Below are 18,917 nucleotides of genomic sequence, written 5' to 3'. Positions count from 1 at the left end.
CTTCCCGCAGGCGGATCCCACCAGGGACTCCAGCATCGCACCGGGGGGCGCGCGGCGTCAGGGGACGGCGAGCGGTTTCCCCTGCGGCGGCGGGTTGCCGAGCTCCCAGTCGAGCCCGAAGCGCTGGAACAGCTCGGCCCGCAGCCGGGGCACCTCCATGGGGGCGCCGGGCAGCAGCGCCGCGAAGACGGCCCCCATCAGGAGCGCCCGCAGGATCGGGTACTCGCCGTCCACGTCCGCCGTGCCGTACCGCTCCATCGTGTCCTTCAGCAGCCACGACAGGCGCTGCTGCTCCGGGCACTGCACGAACCCCTCGGCCTGGAGGATCCCGGCCATGTGGGCGCGCATCAGCACCGGGTGGACCGCGGTGAGGCCCAGGATCGCGTCGATGGCGCGGGCCAGCCGCTCCCGTCCGTCCTCGGTCCGCGGCTCCTGCTCCAGGCCCGCCTCCAGGGCCAGGTGCATGACCCGGTGGACGGCCGACTGGAGGAGCTGGCGCTTGCCCGGGAAGTAGTACGAGACCAGGCCGCGGGCCGAGCCGGCCCGGTCGGCGATGTCGCCGAGGGTGGTCGCCTCGTAGCCGCGCTCCGCCACCAGCTCGACTGTCGCCTGGAGCAGCCGCTCACGGGAACGCCGGCGCAACTCTTCATTGACCGATGCGCTGCGCGGGGACATGCTGTAACTCCTGCGTTGACTGGCTCTGAGCCAATATACTCAGGTGACCGTGTGCGGGAACCCCTGCCGGGGGTTCTGGCCTGCGGACCGGCTGTCCTTTCTGGGTGACGCGGGGGATCACCCAGGAGGGGCGGCCCTCTTCTGCCCCGCTCTGTCCGACCGACGAGGTCCAGGGCGGGCCGCCGCCCGGCGGGGCGTTCCCTGACGCGTACATCCTCCTCAGTGCCTCGCCGTTCGCCGGAGCGCGGTGTGCAACCGCGGATCCGCCGATGTCACTCTCTCCCGCGAGCCCCCGGCCCGCCGCCCGGGGCCCGGTACGGCACGGCGTCGCGGGAGGAGCCGGCCGGCACACCCCTGATCGCCACGGCGGCGATCCTCGCGGGCGGCACCTGGCCGGTTCAAGCCCCGTCGGCCCCGCGCGGCCGGTTCGCGCCCCACCGCCCGTACGCCGCCACCGACAGGCACACCAGCGCCGCCCCGATCAGCCAGCCGCCGACCACGTCCGAGAGCCAGTGGACGCCGAGGTAGACGCGGGTGAAGCCCACCCCGAGCACCGAGACGGCGCCGGCCGCGGCCACCGCCCGCCGCACGGCCGGGCGCGCGCCCCGGGCCGCGGCCAGCCACAGCAGGAGGCCGAATGTCACCGTCACGGTGAGCGCGTGGCCGGACGGGAAGGCCGCGTACGAGGCGGAATCGACGGGATCGGGCCATCTGGGGCGCTCCCGCCCGAGCGCCGCCTTCATGGTCTGCTGGACCAACGTGCCCAGCGCGCTCGTCGCCGCGGCCCACAGAGCCATGCGCCGGCCGCCGCGTACGAAGACGGCGACGACCACCGCGGCCAGCAGCGCGCGCATCGTCCAGGTGTCCCAGACCCAGTCGGTGAGCACCCGGTTGGCGTGGGTGAACCCCCGCTCGGCGACGGCCGTCCTGTGGAGCCTGTCGGCGACCGTACGGTCCAGGGACACCAGCGGCCCCCACGAGGCCGCCACAAGGACCAGCAGGAGGCCGGAGAGGGCCGCCAGGGCCGCGCCGGCACGGGCCGGGCCGACTACGGGGGCGGGGGCGTGGGCCGGCGGGGGTGCGACGGGCATGACTCGATCCTCGCTGAGACGCGCGCGGGCCGTGCGCGCGGGGGTGCGGGGCGGGGTGGGGCGGGCGCCAGGGGGCGGCGGGATGGCGGGACGGTGGTGACGGACCCTAGCCGAGGGCGCGCAGCCCCGGGACGAAGGCCACCAGCAGCGGGACGACCGGGACCAGGGCCGCCGACGCCGTCAGTCGGAGCCGGTGGCCCGCGGTGAGCCGGGGTGAGGCGGCCAGCAGGCGGTTGACGCGCCGCGGGACCTCGCCGTGCGGAGTCGGGCAGGGCCCGAACAGGCCCCGGTCCTCGTTGAGTTCGACCAGCGCGAGCGCGATCGTCAGCCGGCCGTAGCGCCGCGAGGCGACGTCGTCCGCGGCCAGCTCGACCAGCCGGTGCATCTCGTCCCGGAAGGCGGCGAACACCGGAATCCGGGGAAACCCGTTCGCCAGCGCGGCCGAGCAGTTCAGGAGCCAGTGGTGGCGGGCGCGCGCGTGGCCCTGCTCATGGGCGAGCACGGCGTCGAGCTGGCGGCCCTTCAGGCGGCGGAGTGCCGCGGTGGTGATGACGAGTTGGGGGCTGGGGCCGGGCAGCCACCAGGCGTCCGGACGCGGCCCCTCCAGGACCACCAGCGGCGCCCCGCCGGGCTCCTCGCCCGGCAGCAGCGGGGCGCGTACCAGCAGCTCCGAACGGCTCGCCCGGCGCCGCGCCCGGGCGCCGCGGATCTCCCGGGTGAGCATCGCGGCCGTCCAGGCGCCGCCGCAGAAGAGCAGGACCGCGAGCGCCGCCGACCACGGGCCGTACGGACCCAGCGCGTACGCGTCGATCACCGCGCGCGGGGCGGTCGCGAACACCTGGCCCCGTACGGTCTGCCAGGCCGCCGCCGCGCTGAAGACCATCGCCAGCGCGAAGCACAGCAGCACCGCGCCCACCACGCACTGCCACACCCACAGCGCCACCACTGGCTCGCGCTCGGCCCAGTGGGCGCGCGCGAACAGACGCGGGGCCACCACGGCGGACACGACGCCGAGCGCGAGCAGCGCGAGGGAGACCATCATGGCCTCAGCCTATGAGCGGGGCCGTCCCCATAGGTATGACCTCGCGCGCCAAGTGACGCACGCCACGTTTTGACCACGCCCCCGAGGGCCTTCGCGGCCGGGCCGCCGCCGGTGCGGGTCAGAGGGCCAGCAGCATCGCGAGCATGCCGATCCCCATCGACAACCGGCAGGCCAGCGTCAGTTCGGGCCGCGCGCCCCAGCCGGGCGCGGCGCCGTCGCCGGGCGGGGCCGCGGCGGGCAGCAGCCGTATCCCCGTCGTGAGGACGTAGCCCACGTAGTAGACGAGCAGGACGCCGGTGAGGAGGGGGACGCCGCCCGCGGCCCCGGCGTGGCCCTCGTGGGCCGTGTGGCCGCCCGGGGCGCTCATCGCCAGCGCCATGTAGACCATGGCGAGCGAGCCGACCGCGTGGTGCAGATGGTGGCCGCCGCCCGCCCCGCGCGCGTGGACGAGCCAGCCCGCCCGCAGCGCCGCGGCCCCGAAGACCGCCGCGTACCCGGCGAAGATCCAGGGCGGCGGGGTGGCGAACGCCGCCGGGACCGCCATCGCGGCCATGCCGAAGCCCATCAGCGCCTCGCCCCCGGCCGAGCTGCGCGCGCGGGGGCAGTCGCTGCGCAGCCGCAGGACGCAGTACGCGCCGGTGGCCACGCACACCGCCACCAGCAGCCAGCCGGACAGCGCGGTTCCGTGCACGGCCCACCTCCCCGCTCGACCCGTCGCCCCCGCCCAGGGGTCGATGCCCGGGCAATCGGTCGCGCACGCGGGCGCAAGGACACACAAGGGGGCGCGCGAGGGGCACGCGGGACGCGGGACGGCTTTCCCGCCGGGTCCGGTGCGGCCGGGCCGCCGGGGTCAGGGGCGGAAGCGCAACGGGTGGTCGGCGGGCACCTCGACGATCACGATGCGCACCCCGTCCGGGTCCTGGAGCCACATCTCCACCAGGCCCCACGGCTCGCGCACCGGGGGCCGCGCGATCTCCACCCCGCGCCCGGTCAGCTCCTCGTACGCCTCCGCCGCGTCCGCCACCTGGAGCCACAGCCGCAGACCGGGGGAGAGGGGCGCCTCGGCACGCCCGGAGACCTCCAGGAAGCCGCCGCCGAGGAAGTAGACCGTGCCGCGCTCCGGCCCCGTGCCGAACTCGCGGTGGACCGGGAGGCCCAACTGCCCTCCGTAGAAGGCGCGGGAGCGGTCCGGGTCGGTGGGGCGCAGAAGGGTCCTGCTGCTCAGCACATGCACCATGGGAGCAGGTTAGAAGACGCCCGCCGGGGCGGGGTTAGGCTCGGGGTGCGCCCGCCACGTCATGATGCAGTTGGGAGATTCGTTCGCCATGGACACCACCCGCGCCGGAGAGCTGAGCTACCGGGACGCCACCGAGGCCGATGTCGAGGAGCTGGTCCCGCTCATCGAGTCGGCGTACCGCGGGGACGCCAGCCGGGCGGGCTGGACCACCGAGGCGGACATCCTCCAGGGACAGCGCACCGACCCCGAGGGCGTGCGCCAGGTCATCACGACGCCCGGCAGCCGGCTGCTCACGGTGGAGCGGGACGGCCGGATCGTCGCCTGCTGCCAGCTCGAACACCGCGGCCACGCCGCCTACTTCGGCATGTTCGCGGTCCGCCCCGAACTCCAGGGCAGCGGCCTCGGCAAGGAGATCATCGCCGCGGCGGAGCGCACCGCGCGCGAGACGTGGGGCGTCACCGAGATGCACATGACCGTGATCTCGGTACGGGACGAGCTGATCGCCTGGTACGAGCGGCGCGGCTACCGCCGTACGGGAAGGATGACGCCCTTCCCGTACGGCGACGAGCGCTTCGGCATACCCCAGCGCGCGGATCTGGCCTTCGAGCTGCTGGTGAAGGAGCTGACTCCCTGACCGTGCCGACCCCTGACCGTGCCGGCCGCGCCGACCGCCGAGGGACCTCTCAGGCCGTGAAGCGGCCGGTGCGGCGGATCTCCGGGTAGTCGGTCGTCGCGCCGTCCAGGCCCAGTGCGCGCACCAGCCGCAGATGGTCCTGGGTGTTCACCACCCAGCCGATGACCTGCACGGACGCGGCGTGCGCCCGTTCGACGTCCGCCAGCGTCAGACGGCGGATGTCGAGCGAGAGGGCGTGCGCGCCCACCGCCGCGGCCCGGTCCACGATGTCGGCGTCCCAGCGGCTCGCGACCAGGACCGTCCGTACCCCCGGCACCAGCGAGGCCGTCCGTTCCAGCGCCTCCTCGTGGAACGAGGAGACCGTCACCCGGCCCACGACATCGCGCGCGTGGATGACGCGCGCGAGCTCGTCGGCGGCCCTGACGTCCTTGATCTCGGCCTGGAGCGGTGACCCGACCGCGTCCAGGACCTCCTCGAACAGCGGGATCCGCTCGCCCTGGCCGGCGTCCAGCTCCCTCAGCTCGGCGACCGTCTTGTCGGCCACCGGGCCCTTCCCGTCCGTGGTGCGGTCCACGTCCGCGTCGTGCAGCACGACGAGCGCGCCGTCCTTGCTGAGGTGCAGATCCAGCTCGATGACGTCCATGCCCGAGCGTTCGGCGCGGACGAAGGAACGCAGGGTGTTCTCCGGCTCGACACCCATGACCCCGCGATGACCGATGGTGAGGAACGTCAAGACAGGCCTCGCTTCCGTCGACGGCGGTTTCCGCGCCGGCCATCCCGTGCCCGCGCGGCAGTGCCGCAGCCTAACGGCCTCGGCGTGCGATGGACCCCGGCTCGCGCGGGGCATTGGAGGTGTCCGCCCGGTCGCCACGGGGCATGCGCGGGCCTGCGGGATCACTCGCGGGTGGGCGAGTTGCCGCTCCCTTGACACGAGCGGGCACTACGTCCGCGCCGTGGCAGAACCGTGCGCGCCGATGGAGCTTCGCAGGAAGAACAGCGGCGTGTGTGACGACGCACAGGATAATTTCCGGAGATCCCCCTTGAGCGGGGTAACCGAACACGGATACGGTGTCTTGACGCGAGGTTCTCCTGTGGAGGAAGTGACATGACGGAAATTCTTGTGCAGGACGTGGCTGTCGGGGGCGTTGCCACCGCCCGGCCGGTGGTCGAGCACCCTGCCTGGACCGTGCTCAAGAGTTCCGTCGAGGAGATCCGGCCCTGGCAGTCCAAGGACGGCTCCATCGACTTCGACGCCGAGGGCGCCCCGGCCCGCGCCACCGTCGAGGCCGCGGTCGAGCGCGTCGTGGGCGCGGTCGAGGAGCTCTCCCCGCTGCTGCCGCACGACGCCGCCTACCACCGCGCCCTCGTCGCCGACCTGCGCAAATGGGCCGACAGCGCCTTCGACGTGCCGGACTTCCTGGACTCGCTGCTCGCCTTCCACCCGGCCGCGGACCGCGCCGACGGGCTCCAGCGCCTGGTCGTCTTCCCCATGTACACGCAGAACGGCAACCCGGACCGCAACCTGGAGGCGGTCGTCCTGCGCATGGTGTGGCCCGACTGGCTGGCCGAGCTGGAGGCCACCCGCTACGACAACCCGCTCTTCTGCGGCATCGCCTTCGAGGACTTCACCGCCGGGTACGACACCCACTCGGCCGTCCTCTTCCCGGAGACCATCGCCGTGCGCGAGGCGCCCGAGCGGTTCACCTGGGGCGGCATCTTCTGCGACCGCGAGGCCGCCCGCTTCCGCCGCGTCACCGAGGCGGCCGTCGACATCCTCGGCGTCGAACTGCCCGCGGACATCCGCGAGATGGTGGGCGACCAGGAGCGCTGCGAGAAGGCCTTCGTGCTCTGGGACATGGTCCACGACCGCACCCACAGCCACGGCGACCTGCCGTTCGACCCGTTCATGATCAAGCAGCGCCAGCCGTTCTGGATGTACGGCCTGGAGGAGCTGCGCTGCGACCTCACCGCCTTCAAGGAGGCCGTGAAGCTGGAGGCCGAGGGCAACCAGCACGGCCGCGACGTGCAGTACGCGGTGCTCTTCGACCGGATGTTCCGCTTCCCGGTCTCCGGCGACCGCAACCGCAACTACGACGGCCTCGGCGGCCAGCTGCTCTTCGCGTACCTGCACAAGCACGACGTGGTGCGCTGGACCGACAACAAGCTGCACATCGACTGGGAGCAGGCCCCCCGGGTCACCAACGAGCTCTGCGCCGAGATCGAGAAGCTCTACCGGGACGGCATCGACCGCCCGAAGCTGGTGCACTGGTTCGCCGCGTACGACCTGGTCTCCACCTACCTCGCGCCGCACCCGGGATCGCGCTGGGCCAAGGGTCCCGACGCCCTGGACCTCTCGCTGCCGCCGCGCAAGCTCGTCGACGACGTGCTGGCGGACGAGTTTCCCCTGAGCATGTTCTATGAGGCGCTCGCCAAGAAGCTCAAGGACGTGATTGCCTCCACCAAGGGGATCACCGCGGCGAGCCCCCAGGGAGCTGCCGCGTGAGCACGGGTGCGGAGGAGACGAACATGAACGTCAACAGCAATGGCGGCGGGCCGCTGAGCGGCGCCGTGGTCGCGGTGGCCGGTGCGGCGGGTCCGGCGGGGCGCGCCGCCCTGCTCAGGCTCGCCGAGGCGGGTGCCACCGTGGTGGCGTCCGACGCGGACCCGGCACGCCTGGCGGAGGCCGTGGACGCGGCGCGCTACGCCCATGGCGGCGCGACCGTCGTCGGCGACACCGTCGACCTGCTCGACCTGGACGCCACCCGCGAGTGGGCGGCCAGGACCGAGAAGGAGTTCGGCCGGATCGACGGCCTGGTCCACCTCGTGGGCGGCTGGCGCGGCAGTGCCTCCTTCCCCGAGACCGACCTCGCCGACTGGGAGCTTCTGGAGAAGCTGCTGGTCAAGACCGTGCAGCACACCTCGCTCGCCTTCCACGACGGGCTGCTGCGCAGCGACCGGGGCCGCTTCGTGCTGGTCAGCCAGTCCGGGGCGCACAAGCCCACCGCGAACAACGCCGCGTACAACGCGGGCAAGGCCGCGGCCGAGGCCTGGACCCTGGCGCTCGCCGACGCCTTCCGCAAGGCGGGGGGCGAGGACGGTCCGGGCGCCGCCGCGGCCATCCTGGTGATCAAGGCACTGGTGCACGACGCCATGCGCGCCGAGCGGCCGAACGCCAAGTTCGCGGGCTTCACCGACGTCAAGGAGCTGGCCGAGGCCATCACCGGAGTCTGGGACCGCCCCGCCGAGGAAGTGAACGGACAGCGCCTGTGGCTGACCCCCAAGCCGTGAGGACGGACGCGCGCCGGCACCACGACCCCGAGGTGCGCGGCTTCGCCAGCGACAACTACGCGGGCGCGCACCCCGAGATCCTCGCCGCCATCGCCCTCGCCAACGGCGGACACCAGGTCGCGTACGGCGAGGACGACTACACCGACCACCTCCAGCGCGTCATCCACAGCCACTTCGGCGCGAGCGCCGAGGCGTTCCCGGTCTTCAACGGGACGGGCGCCAACGTCGTCGCCCTCCAGGCGCTGACCGACCGCTGGGGTGCGGTGATCTGCGCCGAGTCCGCGCACATCAACGTGGACGAGGGCGGTGCGCCGGAGCGCATGGCGGGCCTGAAGCTGCTCACCGTGCCGACGCCGGACGGCAAGCTCACCCCCGAGCTCATCGACCGGCAGGCCTGGGGCTGGGAGGACGAGCACCGCGCGATGCCGCAGGTCGTCTCGATCACCCAGAACACCGAGCTCGGCACGGTCTACACGCCCGACGAGGTCCGCGCGATCTGCGACCACGCGCACCAGCACGGGATGAAGGTGCATCTCGACGGTGCCCGCATAGCCAACGCGGCCGCGTCCCTGAACGTGCCCATGCGCGCGTTCACCAACGCCGCCGGCGTCGACGTCATCTCGTACGGCGGCACCAAGAACGGCATGCTCTTCGGTGAGGCCGTCGTGGTGCTCAACCCGGACGCGGTGCGCCGGATGAAGCACATCCGCAAGATGTCGATGCAGCTCGCCTCCAAGATGCGCTTCGTCTCGGTGCAGTTGGAGGCGCTCCTCGCCAAGGACCTGTGGCTGCGCAACGCGCGCCACGCCAACGCGATGGCGCACCGGCTCGCCGAGGGCGTCCGCTCGGTCGACGGGGTCGAGATCCTCTACCCGGTCCAGGCCAACGCGGTCTTCGCCCGGCTGCCCCACGACGTGAGCGAGCGGCTCCAGAAGCGCTACCGGTTCTACTTCTGGGACGAGGCGGCCGGTGACGTGCGCTGGATGTGCTCGTACGACACCACCGAGGAGGACGTGGACGGCTTCCTTGCGGCGCTGAAGGAAGAACTGGCCCGCTGACGGCGTTCCCGCCCACCCACTGTCTCACCGTCTGAATATATATGCGGCCGACCGTAAAGTCATTGACTCGCGGTCGGCCGCTTCCGTACGCTCGCGTGCCATGCGACTCCATCAGCGCAACCCCGACCTCTCCGCCTATCTCGCGGCCGACGAGGTCATCGACCACGGTCATCCGGTAGTGCGCGAACTGGCGACGAAGCTGGCGTCTCGCGCGCCCGACGCATATACATACGCCGAGCTTGCCTATGAGCATGTCCGCGACACCGTCGCGCACTCCCAGGACGCGGGCGACGAGCGCGTCACCTGGCGCGCCTCCGACGTCCTGGAGCAGCGCACCGGCATCTGTTACGCCAAGTCCCACGCCTACGCCGCCCTGCTGCGCGCCGAGGGGATACCGGCCGCCCTCTGCTATCAGCGCCTCGCGGACGACGACGGCACGAACCCGGTGATCCACGGACTGGTCGCCCTGAAGCTGCCCGGAGAGAGCGCGTGGGCGCGCCAGGACGTACGCGGCAACAAGCCCGGCGTCGACGCGCGCTTCTCCCTCGGGCCGGAGCGGCTGGCCTGGACGGTACGCCAGGAGTTCAGCGAGATGGACTATCCGGTACTCTACGATGTACCGCACCCGGCGGTGCTGGCCACGCTGCGGGCCGCTCCCGACCGTTCGCACCTCTGGCGGACGCTCCCGACCGAACTGTGAGGCACGACCCACCATGACGCTCACCGTGACCGTGTCCGACGAGGTGCGCGCGCTCGCGCCCGCTTTCACCCATGTCGCCGTGGAGGCCCGCGGGCTCGTCAACGGCCCCAGCGACGAGGCGACTTCGGCCCTGCTCGACGAGGCCGCCGAGCGGCTGCGGGCTCGGCTCGGCTCCCTCGCCCCGCACGAGGACCCGCACATGGCCGCCTGGCGGGAGGCGTACACCGCGTTCGGCGCCAAGCCCTCGCGCACCCGCAACTCGGCCGAGGCGCTCGCCAGGCGCGCGCTCGCCGACGGCGGGCTGCCCCGGATCAATCGGCTCGTCGACGTCTACAACGCGGTCAGCGTGGCCCGTCTCGTCCCGGTCGGCGGCGAGGACACCGACCGCATCGCGGGATCCCTGCGGCTGGTCCGGGCCACCGGCCGGGAGCCGTTCTCCACCGTCGCGGGCGGCGAGCCGGCGACCGAGCACCCGGAGGCGGGCGAGGTGGTGTGGTGCGACGACGAGGGCGTCACCTGCCGGCGCTGGAACTGGCGGCAGGGCGTGCGCACCCGGCTCACCGAGGAGAGCGTCAACGCGCTCTTCCTGCTGGAGGGGATGGCTCCGCACGGCCGCCCGGAAGAGGCCGCGGCGGAGCTCGCCGAACTCTTGGAGAAGATGAGCCCCGGGGCGCGGGTCACCGTGCACGCCCCGGTCGCCGCCGGGACGTGACGTTTCGGCGGTGGCGCGGCCTCAGTGGCTGGCCTCGCGCTCACGCACCTCTTCGGGCGTGGGCGCGGTGCCGCCCAGGTGCGCCGGGATCCACCAGGTGTCCGCGGCGTCCTTGGGGCGTACGGGATAGGCGCGCTGGGCGGCTTCCAGGAGCTCCTGGCAGCGCTCGCGCAGCCGCCGGGTGATGGCGCCCGCGAACTGGTCGGCGGGCGCCTCGACGGGCTCGCCGACACGGATGGTGACGGGGATGTGGCTGCGCTTGAAGTTGCGCGGCCGGCCCTTGGTCCACACCCGCTGGGTGCCCCACAGCGCCATCGGGATCAGCGGGACCCCGGCCTCCTGGGCGAGCCGGGCGGCGCCCGACTTGAAGCTCTTCAGCGTGAACGACTGCGAGATGGTCGCCTCGGGGAAGACCCCGACGATCTCTCCCGAGCGCAGCGACTCCAGCGCGTGCGCGTACGCGTTCTCCCCCTGCTTGCGGTCGACCGGGATGTGCTTCATCCCGCGCATCAGCGGTCCCGAGATCCGGTGCCGGAAGACCGACTCCTTGGCCATGAAGCGCACCAGGCGCTTCTGCGGCAGGGCGGCGAGTCCGGTGAAGATGAAGTCCAGATAGCTGATGTGGTTGCTGACCAGCACCGCCCCGCCGGAGCGCGGGATGTTCTCCGAACCCTGGGTGTCGATCTTCAGGTCGAGCGCCTTGAACATCGTGAGAGCGGCGCCGACGACCGGCCGATAGACGAGTTCTGCCATCTGGGGGAGACCCTTCTGTTTTCCCGGGGGAGGGTGCTTCCGGAGGAAGTTACGCAGCCGTAGGTTTTCGGCGTTGGGCAGATCGTGCCCGATACGCGCCGTGGTGGCCAGTCCTGCGGCCTTCGGACGGGGAGATTCTCGTCACGTACGCGCAGGTCGGGGGCGGGTGGGAATCTTTCGGGCGGTCCGCGGCGCTGACGAGGCACGACGGCGGGACCGAGGAGAGGGAGCACGGTGCGCGAGGACGGGCCGAGGCTGGCCGCAGCCCAGTTGGGCACGGAGCTGGGCGAGCGGGCGACGCTGGTGCAGTTCTCCAGCGCGTTCTGCCAGCCCTGCCGGGCAACACGGCGGACCCTGGCGGAGGTTGCCGCCATGGTCGACGGGGTCGCGCACGTGGAGATCGACGCCGAGGAGCACCTGGCGCTGGTGCGGGCGCTGGAGATCCGGGTCACGCCCACCGTCCTGGTGCTGGACCGCGCCGGCCGGATCGTACGGCGCGCGACGGGACAGCCCCGCCGGGCCGACGTGATCGCGGCGCTGGGGCAGGCGGTGTGAGCGGGGCGGAGGGGGCCGTGATGGATCTCCCACATCGTAGAAGGCACTTGACTGCGTGTACCCGCAATCGTCAATCTGACGACGTGCCGAACAGACTCCTTCTCTCCGGGCTCTCCGGGCTCCCGGGCCTCCCGGGGCTCTCCGGGCGGGTCCCCGCGGACGCCGCCCGCACCGCACGTGCGCGCTGTCCGGGCTGCTGAGCAGTCCCCAGCTCCCCCGCACCGACCGCAGAAGGACAACTCCATGACGGCTTCGCCCGAACTCGGCACCGCACGCGCCGCCTCCTCCCAGCTGTTCCGCGCGGTCTTCCGTCAGCACGCCGCCGGTGTGGCGGTGGTCACCGCACAGCGTGACGGCCGCCCCGTCGGCTTCACCGCCACCTCCCTCAGCTCCGTGGCCGCCGAGCCCCCGCTGCTCTCCTTCGGCATCGGCACCGGCTCCTCCAGCTGGCCGGTGATCTCCGAGGCCGAGCACATAGGCGTCCACATACTCGGCGAGCACCAGGAAGACCTCGCCGCGATTTTCGCCCGCAGCGGCGCCGACCGCTTCGGCGGCGCCACCCGCTGGCAGCCGGGACCCGAGGGCGTGCCCGTCCTCGACGGCGTCCTGGCCTGGCTGGTGGGCCGGGTGGTCGCGCGCGTCCCGGCCGGCGACCACCGCATCGTGGTGGCCGAGGCGGTCTTCGGCCAGCCCGCGGGCCCGGGCCGCCCGCTCCTCTACCACCAGGGCCGCTTCAACGCGTTGCGCGACTGAATCGTCTCCGTACTCGCCGGTTACTCAGCGTTGGCAACGTCACAGTGCAAAGCGCTTGCTTACGGGGAACACAGTGGGTGTACTGACGAGTAATATTTCGATCGGAGCGTCGGTCGCCCCGACCGGAAACCGCCCCATCAGGCGCCTATGCTGCGTGCAACAAGGCAGCCCAGAAATGACGATGCAGTAGGAGAGCCGGCGTGAGCTTGAGGATCGTTGTCTGTGTGAAGTACGTGCCCGACGCCACCGGCGACCGGCACTTCGCCGATGACCTGACCGTCGACCGCGACGACGTCGACGGCCTCCTTTCGGAGCTCGACGAGTACGCGGTCGAGCAGGCACTGCAGATCGCCGACGAGGCGGACGACGCGGAGATCACCGTGCTGACCGTCGGCCCCGAGGACGCCAAGGACGCGCTGCGCAAGGCGCTCTCCATGGGCGCCGACAAGGCCGTCCACGTCGAGGACGACGACCTGCACGGCACCGACGTCGTCGGCACCTCGCTGGTGCTCGCCAAGGCGATCGAGAAGACCGGTTACGACCTGGTCGTCTGCGGCATGGCCTCGACCGACGGCACCATGGGCGTGCTGCCGGCGCTGCTCGCCGAGCGCCTGAACGTTCCGCAGGTCACGCTGCTCTCCGAGGTCTCGGTCGAGGACGGCGCGGTCAAGGGCCGCCGTGACGGCGACACCGCCTCGGAGCAGCTGGAGGCGTCCCTGCCGGCCGTCGTGTCCGTGACGGACCAGTCGGGCGAGGCCCGCTACCCGTCCTTCAAGGGCATCATGGCCGCCAAGAAGAAGCCGGTGGAGTCGCTGGACCTGGGTGACCTCGACCTCGACGCCGACGAGGTCGGCCTCGCGGGCGCCTGGACCGCGGTCGACTCCGCCGCCGAGCGTCCGGCCCGTACCGCCGGCACGATCGTCAAGGACGAGGGCGAGGGCGGCAAGCAGCTGGCCGAGTTCCTCGCGGGCCAGAAGTTCATCTAAGGCTCGCAGAGCCCCGACTGCCCCCAGATTCTTCGCACTCGCAGGAGATTGAGTCCCATGGCTGAAGTTCTCGTCTACGTCGACCACGTCGACGGCGCCGTCCGCAAGCCCACTCTGGAGCTGCTGACGCTGGCCCGCCGCATCGGCGAGCCGGTCGCGGTCGCCCTCGGCGCCGGCGCCGAGGCCACCGCGTCCGCGCTGGCCGAGCACGGTGCCACCCGTGTCCTGACCGCCGACGCCCCCGAGTTCGCCGACTACCTCGTCGTACCGAAGGTGGACGCCCTCCAGGCCGCGTACGAGGCCGTGTCCCCGGCCGCCGTGCTCGTCCCGTCCTCCGCCGAGGGCAAGGAGATCGCGGCCCGTCTCGCGGTCCGCATCGGCTCCGGCATCATCACCGACGCCGTCGACCTGGAGGCCGGCGACAACGGCCCGGTGGCCACCCAGTCGGCCTTCGCCGCCTCCTACACCACCAAGTCCCGTGTCTCCAAGGGCACCCCGGTCATCACGGTCAAGCCGAACTCGGCCGCCGTGGAGGCCGCCCCGGCCGCGGGCGCCGTCGAGGCCCTGTCGGTCACCTTCTCCGCGCAGGCCACCGGCACCAAGGTCGTCTCCCGCACCCCGCGCGAGTCGACCGGCCGCCCCGAGCTGACCGAGGCCGCGATCGTGGTCTCCGGCGGCCGCGGCGTCAACGGCGCCGAGAACTTCGCGATCATCGAGGCGCTGGCCGACTCGCTCGGTGCCGCCGTCGGCGCCTCCCGCGCCGCCGTCGACGCCGGCTGGTACCCGCACTCCAACCAGGTCGGCCAGACCGGCAAGTCGGTCTCGCCGCAGCTCTACATCGCTTCCGGCATCTCCGGCGCCATCCAGCACCGCGCCGGCATGCAGACCTCGAAGACGATCGTCGCGATCAACAAGGACGCCGAGGCGCCGATCTTCGACCTGGTCGACTACGGCGTGGTGGGCGACCTGTTCGACGTCGTTCCGCAGCTGACCGAGGCGGTTCGGGCGCGCAAGGGCTGAGCCGCTCGTCCGTAGTGCCCCGGGGGCCGCGTGGTGATCTTCACCGCGCGGCCCCCGGTCGTTTCGGGCAACCATTGACGCGACGGGTACCCCTCATTAAATTCTGCTATGCGGATCGACGATTCCGTTCAGTGGAAAACCAAAGGTGCGGAGGGTGCAGGATGGGTCAGCAGGAGAAGGTGGCGACGAGCCTCGCGGGCACGGTCAGCGAGGAGATCAGCGCCTCGCTCGTCGCCGTGGACGAGGAGCTCGCCCGCCGCTACCCGGGCGACCCCGGCACCCGCCAGCCCGTGCACACCGTCTACATCCCCGGCGACCTCTTCGCGGCGGACACCCTGCGCTCCTGGGGTGACCGGGCGCTGGCCGCCCTCGACGAGCACGCCCCCGACGCCGCCTCCTTCGCGCGCGTCCTCGGCATCGCCGACGCACTCGCCGGGCCCGTGTACGAGCGGGTACGCGCCAAGCTGGAGCGGGAGCCGGTGGAGGACCTGCGCGTCGACTTCGAGGACGGCTACGGCCCGCGCCCGGACGCGGAGGAGGACGCCGCCGCCGCGCGCGCGGCCCGGCTGGTCACCGAGGCGTACGCGAACGGCACGGCCGCCCCGTACATGGGCATCCGTATGAAGTGCATGGAGGCGGCGGTCCGCGACCGCGGCATCCGCACCACCGACGTCTTCCTCACCGGCCTGATGGAGCACGGCGGCCTGCCGGACGGACTCGTCCTGACGCTGCCGAAGGTGACCTACCCCGAGCAGGTCTCCGCCTTCGTACGGCTCCTGGAGGCCTTCGAGAAGGCCCACGGCCTGGCCGCCGGGCGGCTCGGCTTCGAGATCCAGATCGAGACCAGCCAGGCGATCCTGGCCGCCGACGGCACCGCCGCCGTGGCGCGGATGATCGACGCCGCCCAGGGCCGCGCGACCGGCCTGCACTACGGCACCTTCGACTACAGCGCCTGCGTGGGCGTCTCCGCCGCCTACCAGGCCAGCGACCACCCGGCCGCCGACCACGCCAAGGCCGTGATGCAGGTCGCCGCCGCCGGCACAGGAGTACGGGTCTCCGACGGCTCCACCAACGTCCTGCCCGTGGGCCCCACCGCCCACGTCCACGAGGCCTGGCGGCTCCACTACGGCCTCACCCGCCGCGCCCTGGCCCGCGCCTACTACCAGGGCTGGGACATGCACCCGGGCCACCTGCCGACCCGGTACGCGGCGGTGTACGCCTTCTACCGCGAGGGCCTGGAGGCCGCCGCGGCACGGCTGGCGGCCTATGTCGCCAAGGCCGGCGGCGACGTCATGGACGAGCCCGCCACCGCCAAGGCGCTCAGCGGCTTCCTGCTGCGCGGCCTGGACTGCGGCGCCCTCGACACCGAGGAGGTCACCCGCCTGACCGGCCTGACCCGCGCCGACCTCGACGGCTTCTCCTCGCCGCGCCGGGCCGCCCTCACCGTCACGGCTCCGTAGTCACGGAACTGTCACCCGCGCCCCTTACCCTGGACGCGACCACATCCACCACAGGGAACGGGGCAGCGGTGTCTTCGGGGGAGAACGACCGGCTTGCGGGCCGCTACCGGCTGGTCGAGCAGCTGGGCCGGGGCGGCATGGGCGTCGTCTGGCGCGCCGTCGACGAGGTCCTCGGCCGCGAGGTCGCGGTCAAGGAACTGCGGACGTACACGGACATGTCCGGGCCCGAACTGGGCGATCTGCGGCTGCGCATGCAGCGCGAGGCGCGCGCCGCCGCGCGCGTGCGCCACCCCGGGGTGGTCGCCGTCCACGACGTCACCGAGCACGACGGCCGCCCGGTCATCGTGATGGAGCTCGTCGAGGGTCCCTCGCTCGACGGGGTGCTGACCGAGCGCGGCGCGCTCGACCCGCGCGAGGCGGCCGCGATCGGCGCCCGGGTCCTTGAGGCGCTCGCCGCCGCCCACCGCGCGGGCGTGCTGCACCGCGACGTCAAGCCCGGCAACATCCTGCTGGAGCGGGGCGGCCGGGTGGTGCTCACCGACTTCGGCATCGCCGCCATGGAGGACCCGGGCGACGGCGCGGCCACGCATCTGACCCGCAGCGGCGAGCTGGTCGGCTCCCTGGACTACCTGGCGCCCGAGCGCGCCCAGGGCCAGGACCCCGGCCCCGCCTCCGACGTCTGGGCGCTCGGCGCCACGCTGTACGCGGCGGTGGAGGGCGCCTCGCCGTTCCGCCGCACCTCCACCTGGTCCACGCTCTCCGCGATCGTGTCGGAGCCGCTGCCCGAGCCGGGCAGGGCGGGGCCGCTCGCGGCCGTCCTGCGCGAACTGATGCACAAGGACCCGGCCCGCCGCCCGGACGCGGACACGGCGGCCCGGATGCTGGCGGCGGTGGCCGAGGGCCGCGACGCGGCCCCCACGCACGCGATGGACGCCCCGTCGGCCCAGGCGCCCGCACCGGCCCCGCAGCCGGTGGCGCCGCCGCGCGAGGCGACCGTACGGGACGTGCTGCCGCACCGGCCGCGCGGTTTCGGGCCGCTGGTCACCCAGCAGCCCGCGCCCGAGCCCTCCCCGCGCCGCGGGCGGGCACGCGGTCTGGTGGCGGCGGGTGTCGCGGCCGTCGTCCTCGCGGGCGCCGGTGTCACGTACGCCCTGGTCGGCACCGGGGACGACGACGGCACCCGGCAGCAGGCCGTCGGCTCGGCGTCCGGTGCGAGCCCGTCGGCGTCCGGCGCCCAGGACGGCACGGGCGGCGTGTGGGACGGTGGCGGGCCCGGCGCCGCGAGTCCCGGCCCGGCCGGCGGCCACGGCCGCGCCTCCGCCTCACCCGGCACCCGCCCCGCCAAGGACGCCAAGGACGGCAAGGACGGGAAGCGACCCGGCGAGAAGGGCGGCGCCACCCCGGGCAGGACGCCCGCCGGCGGCCACGCGAGCGCCACCCCGGGCGGCGCCGGGGGAACGTCCGGCGGCGGCACCGGCTCCACGCCCGCCCCGTCCTGCCACCCCGCGGGCGCGGGCAAGTCCGACTGCCAGGTGTGGCGCACCGCCAAGAGCTACCGCCAGGACGGCGGCGAAGCGGGCGTGCTCAACGCGGGCACCAACTATTTCTACTGCCAGACCGACCTGGGCCGCCGGGAGACGTACGGGAAGTGGACCAACACCTACTGGGCGCGCACCGACGACGACAGCGGCAACACCAACGTCTACGTCAGCGTGGTCTACCTCAAGGGCGGCGCCAACAACGCCCCGGTCCCGGGGCTGCCGGTGTGCTGACCCGCGGCTAGCCGGCGGCGGGCGGGCGGATCTCGCCCGACCCCCGCGCGATGAGCGTGGTGGGCAGCACCACGCGCGCGGGGGCCTCGTCGACGCCGTCGAGGCGGCGGAAGAGGCGTTCGGCCGCGGTGCGGCCGAGGGTGGCGGAGTCCTGCGAGACGACGGTGATGCCGAGCAGGTCGGCCAGCTCGATGTCGTCGAAGCCGACCAGGGCGACCGGGTGCTCCCGGCCCGCCAGGACACGGACCACCGTCACCGTCACCCGGTTGTTGCCCGTGAAGACGGCGGTGACCGGCTCGGGGCCGCTCAGCATCGCCTCGGTGGCCCGGCGCACCCGCTCCGGTTCGGTGGAGCCGAGCGCGACCCATCCGTCCGCCACCGCGAGCCCCGCCTCCTCCATGGCCGCGCGGTAGCCGCGCAGGCGCTCGGTGGCGGTGTGGATGCGCGGCTGGTCGCCGATGAAGCCGATCCTGCGGTGGCCGTGCGCCACCAGGTGGGCGACGCCTTCGCGGGCGCCGCCGAAGCTGTCGGAGAGCACCGCGTCGGCGTCGATCCGCCCGGCCGGGCGGTCCACGAACACGGTCGCCACCCCGGCCTTTATCTCAGGCTCCAGATAGCGGTGGTCGCCCCCGGCCGGGATCACGATCAGCCCGTCGACGCGGCGGGCGCAGAAGGCCAGCACCAGCTCCTGCTCGCGGTCGGCGTCCTCGGCGCTGGAGCCGTTGATGAGCAGCGCCCCGTGTGCCCGGGCCACCTCCTCGATCGCGCGGCTGAGCGGCCCGTAGAACGGGTCGGCCAGATCCTCCAGGACCAGCCCGATGGAGGCGGTCCGCCCCTTGCGCAGCACGCGCGCGCTGTCGTTGCGGCGGAACCCGAGAGCGTCGATCGCCTCCGTCACCCGGCGCTCGGTGTCCGGGGTGACCCCGGCCTCGCCGTTGACCACCCGGGAGACCGTCTTCAGCCCGACACCGGCGCGGGCGGCGACATCCTTCATGGTGGGCCGGATGCCGTAGCGGGGCTCATGGTGGCGTGCGGTCTCGGCCACGTGCGGTGTCCTGTCGTCGTCGGGGGCTCAGCGGGCCCGGGGCGCGGGGGCGGGTGTCCGGGGGCGGATCCGGGCGGATCGCGGTGTGGCGTCGAGCATAGGCCCTGGACAACGTTGTCAGGTGAATGGAGACTGT

20 protein-coding genes are annotated in these 18,917 nt (G+C 73.1%); 12 read left to right on the top strand and 8 right to left on the bottom strand.

The genetic code is table 11. From position 1 onward, the window contains the following. Positions 1-57: 57 nt before the first annotated feature. From ABZ404_RS02365 to ABZ404_RS02345, 5 genes are all read right to left on the bottom strand, one after another. On the bottom strand, positions 58-675 hold the full coding sequence (locus tag ABZ404_RS02365; protein ID WP_358832568.1) for a helix-turn-helix domain-containing protein: 618 nt from the start codon (positions 673-675) through the stop codon (positions 58-60). A 398-nt stretch (positions 676-1,073) separates the two neighbouring features. Further along, positions 1,074-1,766 (bottom strand): phosphatase PAP2 family protein, encoded by a 693-nt coding sequence (locus ABZ404_RS02360; RefSeq protein ID WP_358832567.1) that lies wholly within the window; start codon positions 1,764-1,766, stop codon positions 1,074-1,076. A 106-nt stretch (positions 1,767-1,872) separates the two neighbouring features. Next, a complete protein-coding gene (locus ABZ404_RS02355) occupies positions 1,873-2,808 on the bottom strand; it encodes a M56 family metallopeptidase (RefSeq protein ID WP_358832566.1) in 936 nt (311 codons plus the stop codon). Positions 2,809-2,926: 118 nt separating this feature from the next. After that, positions 2,927-3,499 (bottom strand): DUF5134 domain-containing protein, encoded by a 573-nt coding sequence (locus ABZ404_RS02350; RefSeq protein WP_358832565.1) that lies wholly within the window; start codon positions 3,497-3,499, stop codon positions 2,927-2,929. 159 nt (positions 3,500-3,658) lie between these two features. Next, on the bottom strand, positions 3,659-4,045 hold the full coding sequence (locus ABZ404_RS02345) for a VOC family protein (protein ID WP_358832564.1): 387 nt from the start codon (positions 4,043-4,045) through the stop codon (positions 3,659-3,661). Between the two features lie 88 nt (positions 4,046-4,133). Between ABZ404_RS02345 and ABZ404_RS02340 the strand changes: the two genes are divergently transcribed. Continuing rightward, positions 4,134-4,679 (top strand): GNAT family N-acetyltransferase, encoded by a 546-nt coding sequence (locus ABZ404_RS02340; RefSeq protein WP_358832563.1) that lies wholly within the window; start codon positions 4,134-4,136, stop codon positions 4,677-4,679. A 49-nt stretch (positions 4,680-4,728) separates the two neighbouring features. On the opposite strand, the gene ABZ404_RS02335 is transcribed toward ABZ404_RS02340, so the two are convergent. Further along, positions 4,729-5,412 carry a glycerophosphodiester phosphodiesterase family protein gene (locus tag ABZ404_RS02335; protein ID WP_358832562.1) on the bottom strand — a complete coding sequence of 228 codons (684 nt, stop codon included), beginning with the start codon at positions 5,410-5,412 and terminating at the stop codon, positions 4,729-4,731. Positions 5,413-5,784: 372 nt separating this feature from the next. Here ABZ404_RS02335 and ABZ404_RS02330 point away from each other — a divergent pair, with 372 nt between their 5' ends. The 5 genes from ABZ404_RS02330 to ABZ404_RS02310 all read left to right on the top strand — a co-directional run bounded on the left by ABZ404_RS02330 (position 5,785) and on the right by ABZ404_RS02310 (position 10,437). After that, positions 5,785-7,182, top strand: coding sequence for a DUF6421 family protein (locus ABZ404_RS02330; protein WP_358832561.1), 1,398 nt, complete (start codon positions 5,785-5,787; stop codon positions 7,180-7,182). Positions 7,183-7,205: 23 nt separating this feature from the next. After that, on the top strand, positions 7,206-7,967 hold the full coding sequence (locus ABZ404_RS02325; RefSeq protein ID WP_358832590.1) for an SDR family oxidoreductase: 762 nt from the start codon (positions 7,206-7,208) through the stop codon (positions 7,965-7,967). Continuing rightward, positions 7,964-9,025 carry a low specificity L-threonine aldolase gene (locus tag ABZ404_RS02320; RefSeq protein WP_358832589.1) on the top strand — a complete coding sequence of 354 codons (1,062 nt, stop codon included), beginning with the start codon at positions 7,964-7,966 and terminating at the stop codon, positions 9,023-9,025. The genes ABZ404_RS02325 and ABZ404_RS02320 overlap by 4 nt, the downstream gene beginning before the upstream one ends. Before the next feature lie 100 nt (positions 9,026-9,125). Next, positions 9,126-9,725, top strand: a complete 600-nt coding sequence (locus ABZ404_RS02315) for a transglutaminase family protein (RefSeq protein ID WP_358832560.1) — start codon at positions 9,126-9,128, stop codon at positions 9,723-9,725. A 13-nt stretch (positions 9,726-9,738) separates the two neighbouring features. Next, positions 9,739-10,437, top strand: a complete 699-nt coding sequence (locus ABZ404_RS02310) for a phenylalanine--tRNA ligase beta subunit-related protein (protein ID WP_358832559.1) — start codon at positions 9,739-9,741, stop codon at positions 10,435-10,437. A 21-nt stretch (positions 10,438-10,458) separates the two neighbouring features. Here ABZ404_RS02310 and ABZ404_RS02305 read toward each other — a convergent pair whose 3' ends face one another. After that, complete coding sequence (locus ABZ404_RS02305) at positions 10,459-11,190, bottom strand: lysophospholipid acyltransferase family protein (protein WP_358832558.1); 732 nt, start codon at positions 11,188-11,190, stop codon at positions 10,459-10,461. A 234-nt stretch (positions 11,191-11,424) separates the two neighbouring features. Between ABZ404_RS02305 and ABZ404_RS02300 the strand changes: the two genes are divergently transcribed. From ABZ404_RS02300 to ABZ404_RS02275, 6 genes are all read left to right on the top strand, one after another. Then, entirely contained in the window at positions 11,425-11,745 is a 321-nt protein-coding gene (locus tag ABZ404_RS02300; RefSeq protein WP_358832557.1) for a thioredoxin family protein, read from the top strand. A gap of 243 nt (positions 11,746-11,988) precedes the next feature. Next, the gene (locus ABZ404_RS02295; RefSeq protein ID WP_358832556.1) at positions 11,989-12,498 is read left to right on the top strand and encodes a flavin reductase family protein; all 510 of its coding nucleotides are present in this window, start codon (positions 11,989-11,991) and stop codon (positions 12,496-12,498) included. Positions 12,499-12,698: 200 nt separating this feature from the next. Next, positions 12,699-13,484, top strand: a complete 786-nt coding sequence (locus tag ABZ404_RS02290; protein WP_358832555.1) for an electron transfer flavoprotein subunit beta/FixA family protein — start codon at positions 12,699-12,701, stop codon at positions 13,482-13,484. Between the two features lie 57 nt (positions 13,485-13,541). Beyond that, positions 13,542-14,504, top strand: coding sequence for an electron transfer flavoprotein subunit alpha/FixB family protein (locus tag ABZ404_RS02285; protein WP_358832554.1), 963 nt, complete (start codon positions 13,542-13,544; stop codon positions 14,502-14,504). A gap of 161 nt (positions 14,505-14,665) precedes the next feature. After that, a complete protein-coding gene (locus ABZ404_RS02280) occupies positions 14,666-15,964 on the top strand; it encodes an aldolase/citrate lyase family protein (protein ID WP_358832553.1) in 1,299 nt (432 codons plus the stop codon). Positions 15,965-16,032: 68 nt separating this feature from the next. After that, complete coding sequence (locus ABZ404_RS02275; protein WP_358990045.1) at positions 16,033-17,736, top strand: serine/threonine-protein kinase; 1,704 nt, start codon at positions 16,033-16,035, stop codon at positions 17,734-17,736. A gap of 7 nt (positions 17,737-17,743) precedes the next feature. Here the strand turns inward: ABZ404_RS02275 and ABZ404_RS02270 are convergent, their stop codons facing one another. Continuing rightward, positions 17,744-18,781 (bottom strand): LacI family DNA-binding transcriptional regulator, encoded by a 1,038-nt coding sequence (locus tag ABZ404_RS02270; protein ID WP_358834810.1) that lies wholly within the window; start codon positions 18,779-18,781, stop codon positions 17,744-17,746. Between the last annotated feature and the right edge of the window lie 136 nt (positions 18,782-18,917).

Origin of the sequence: Streptomyces sp. NPDC005878 (assembly GCF_040629815.1) — a bacterium.
Lineage (GTDB): Bacteria > Actinomycetota > Actinomycetes > Streptomycetales > Streptomycetaceae > Streptomyces.
The sequence above is the reverse complement of the archived record's forward strand: the minus strand, read 5'-3'. Positions and strand labels throughout refer to the sequence as shown.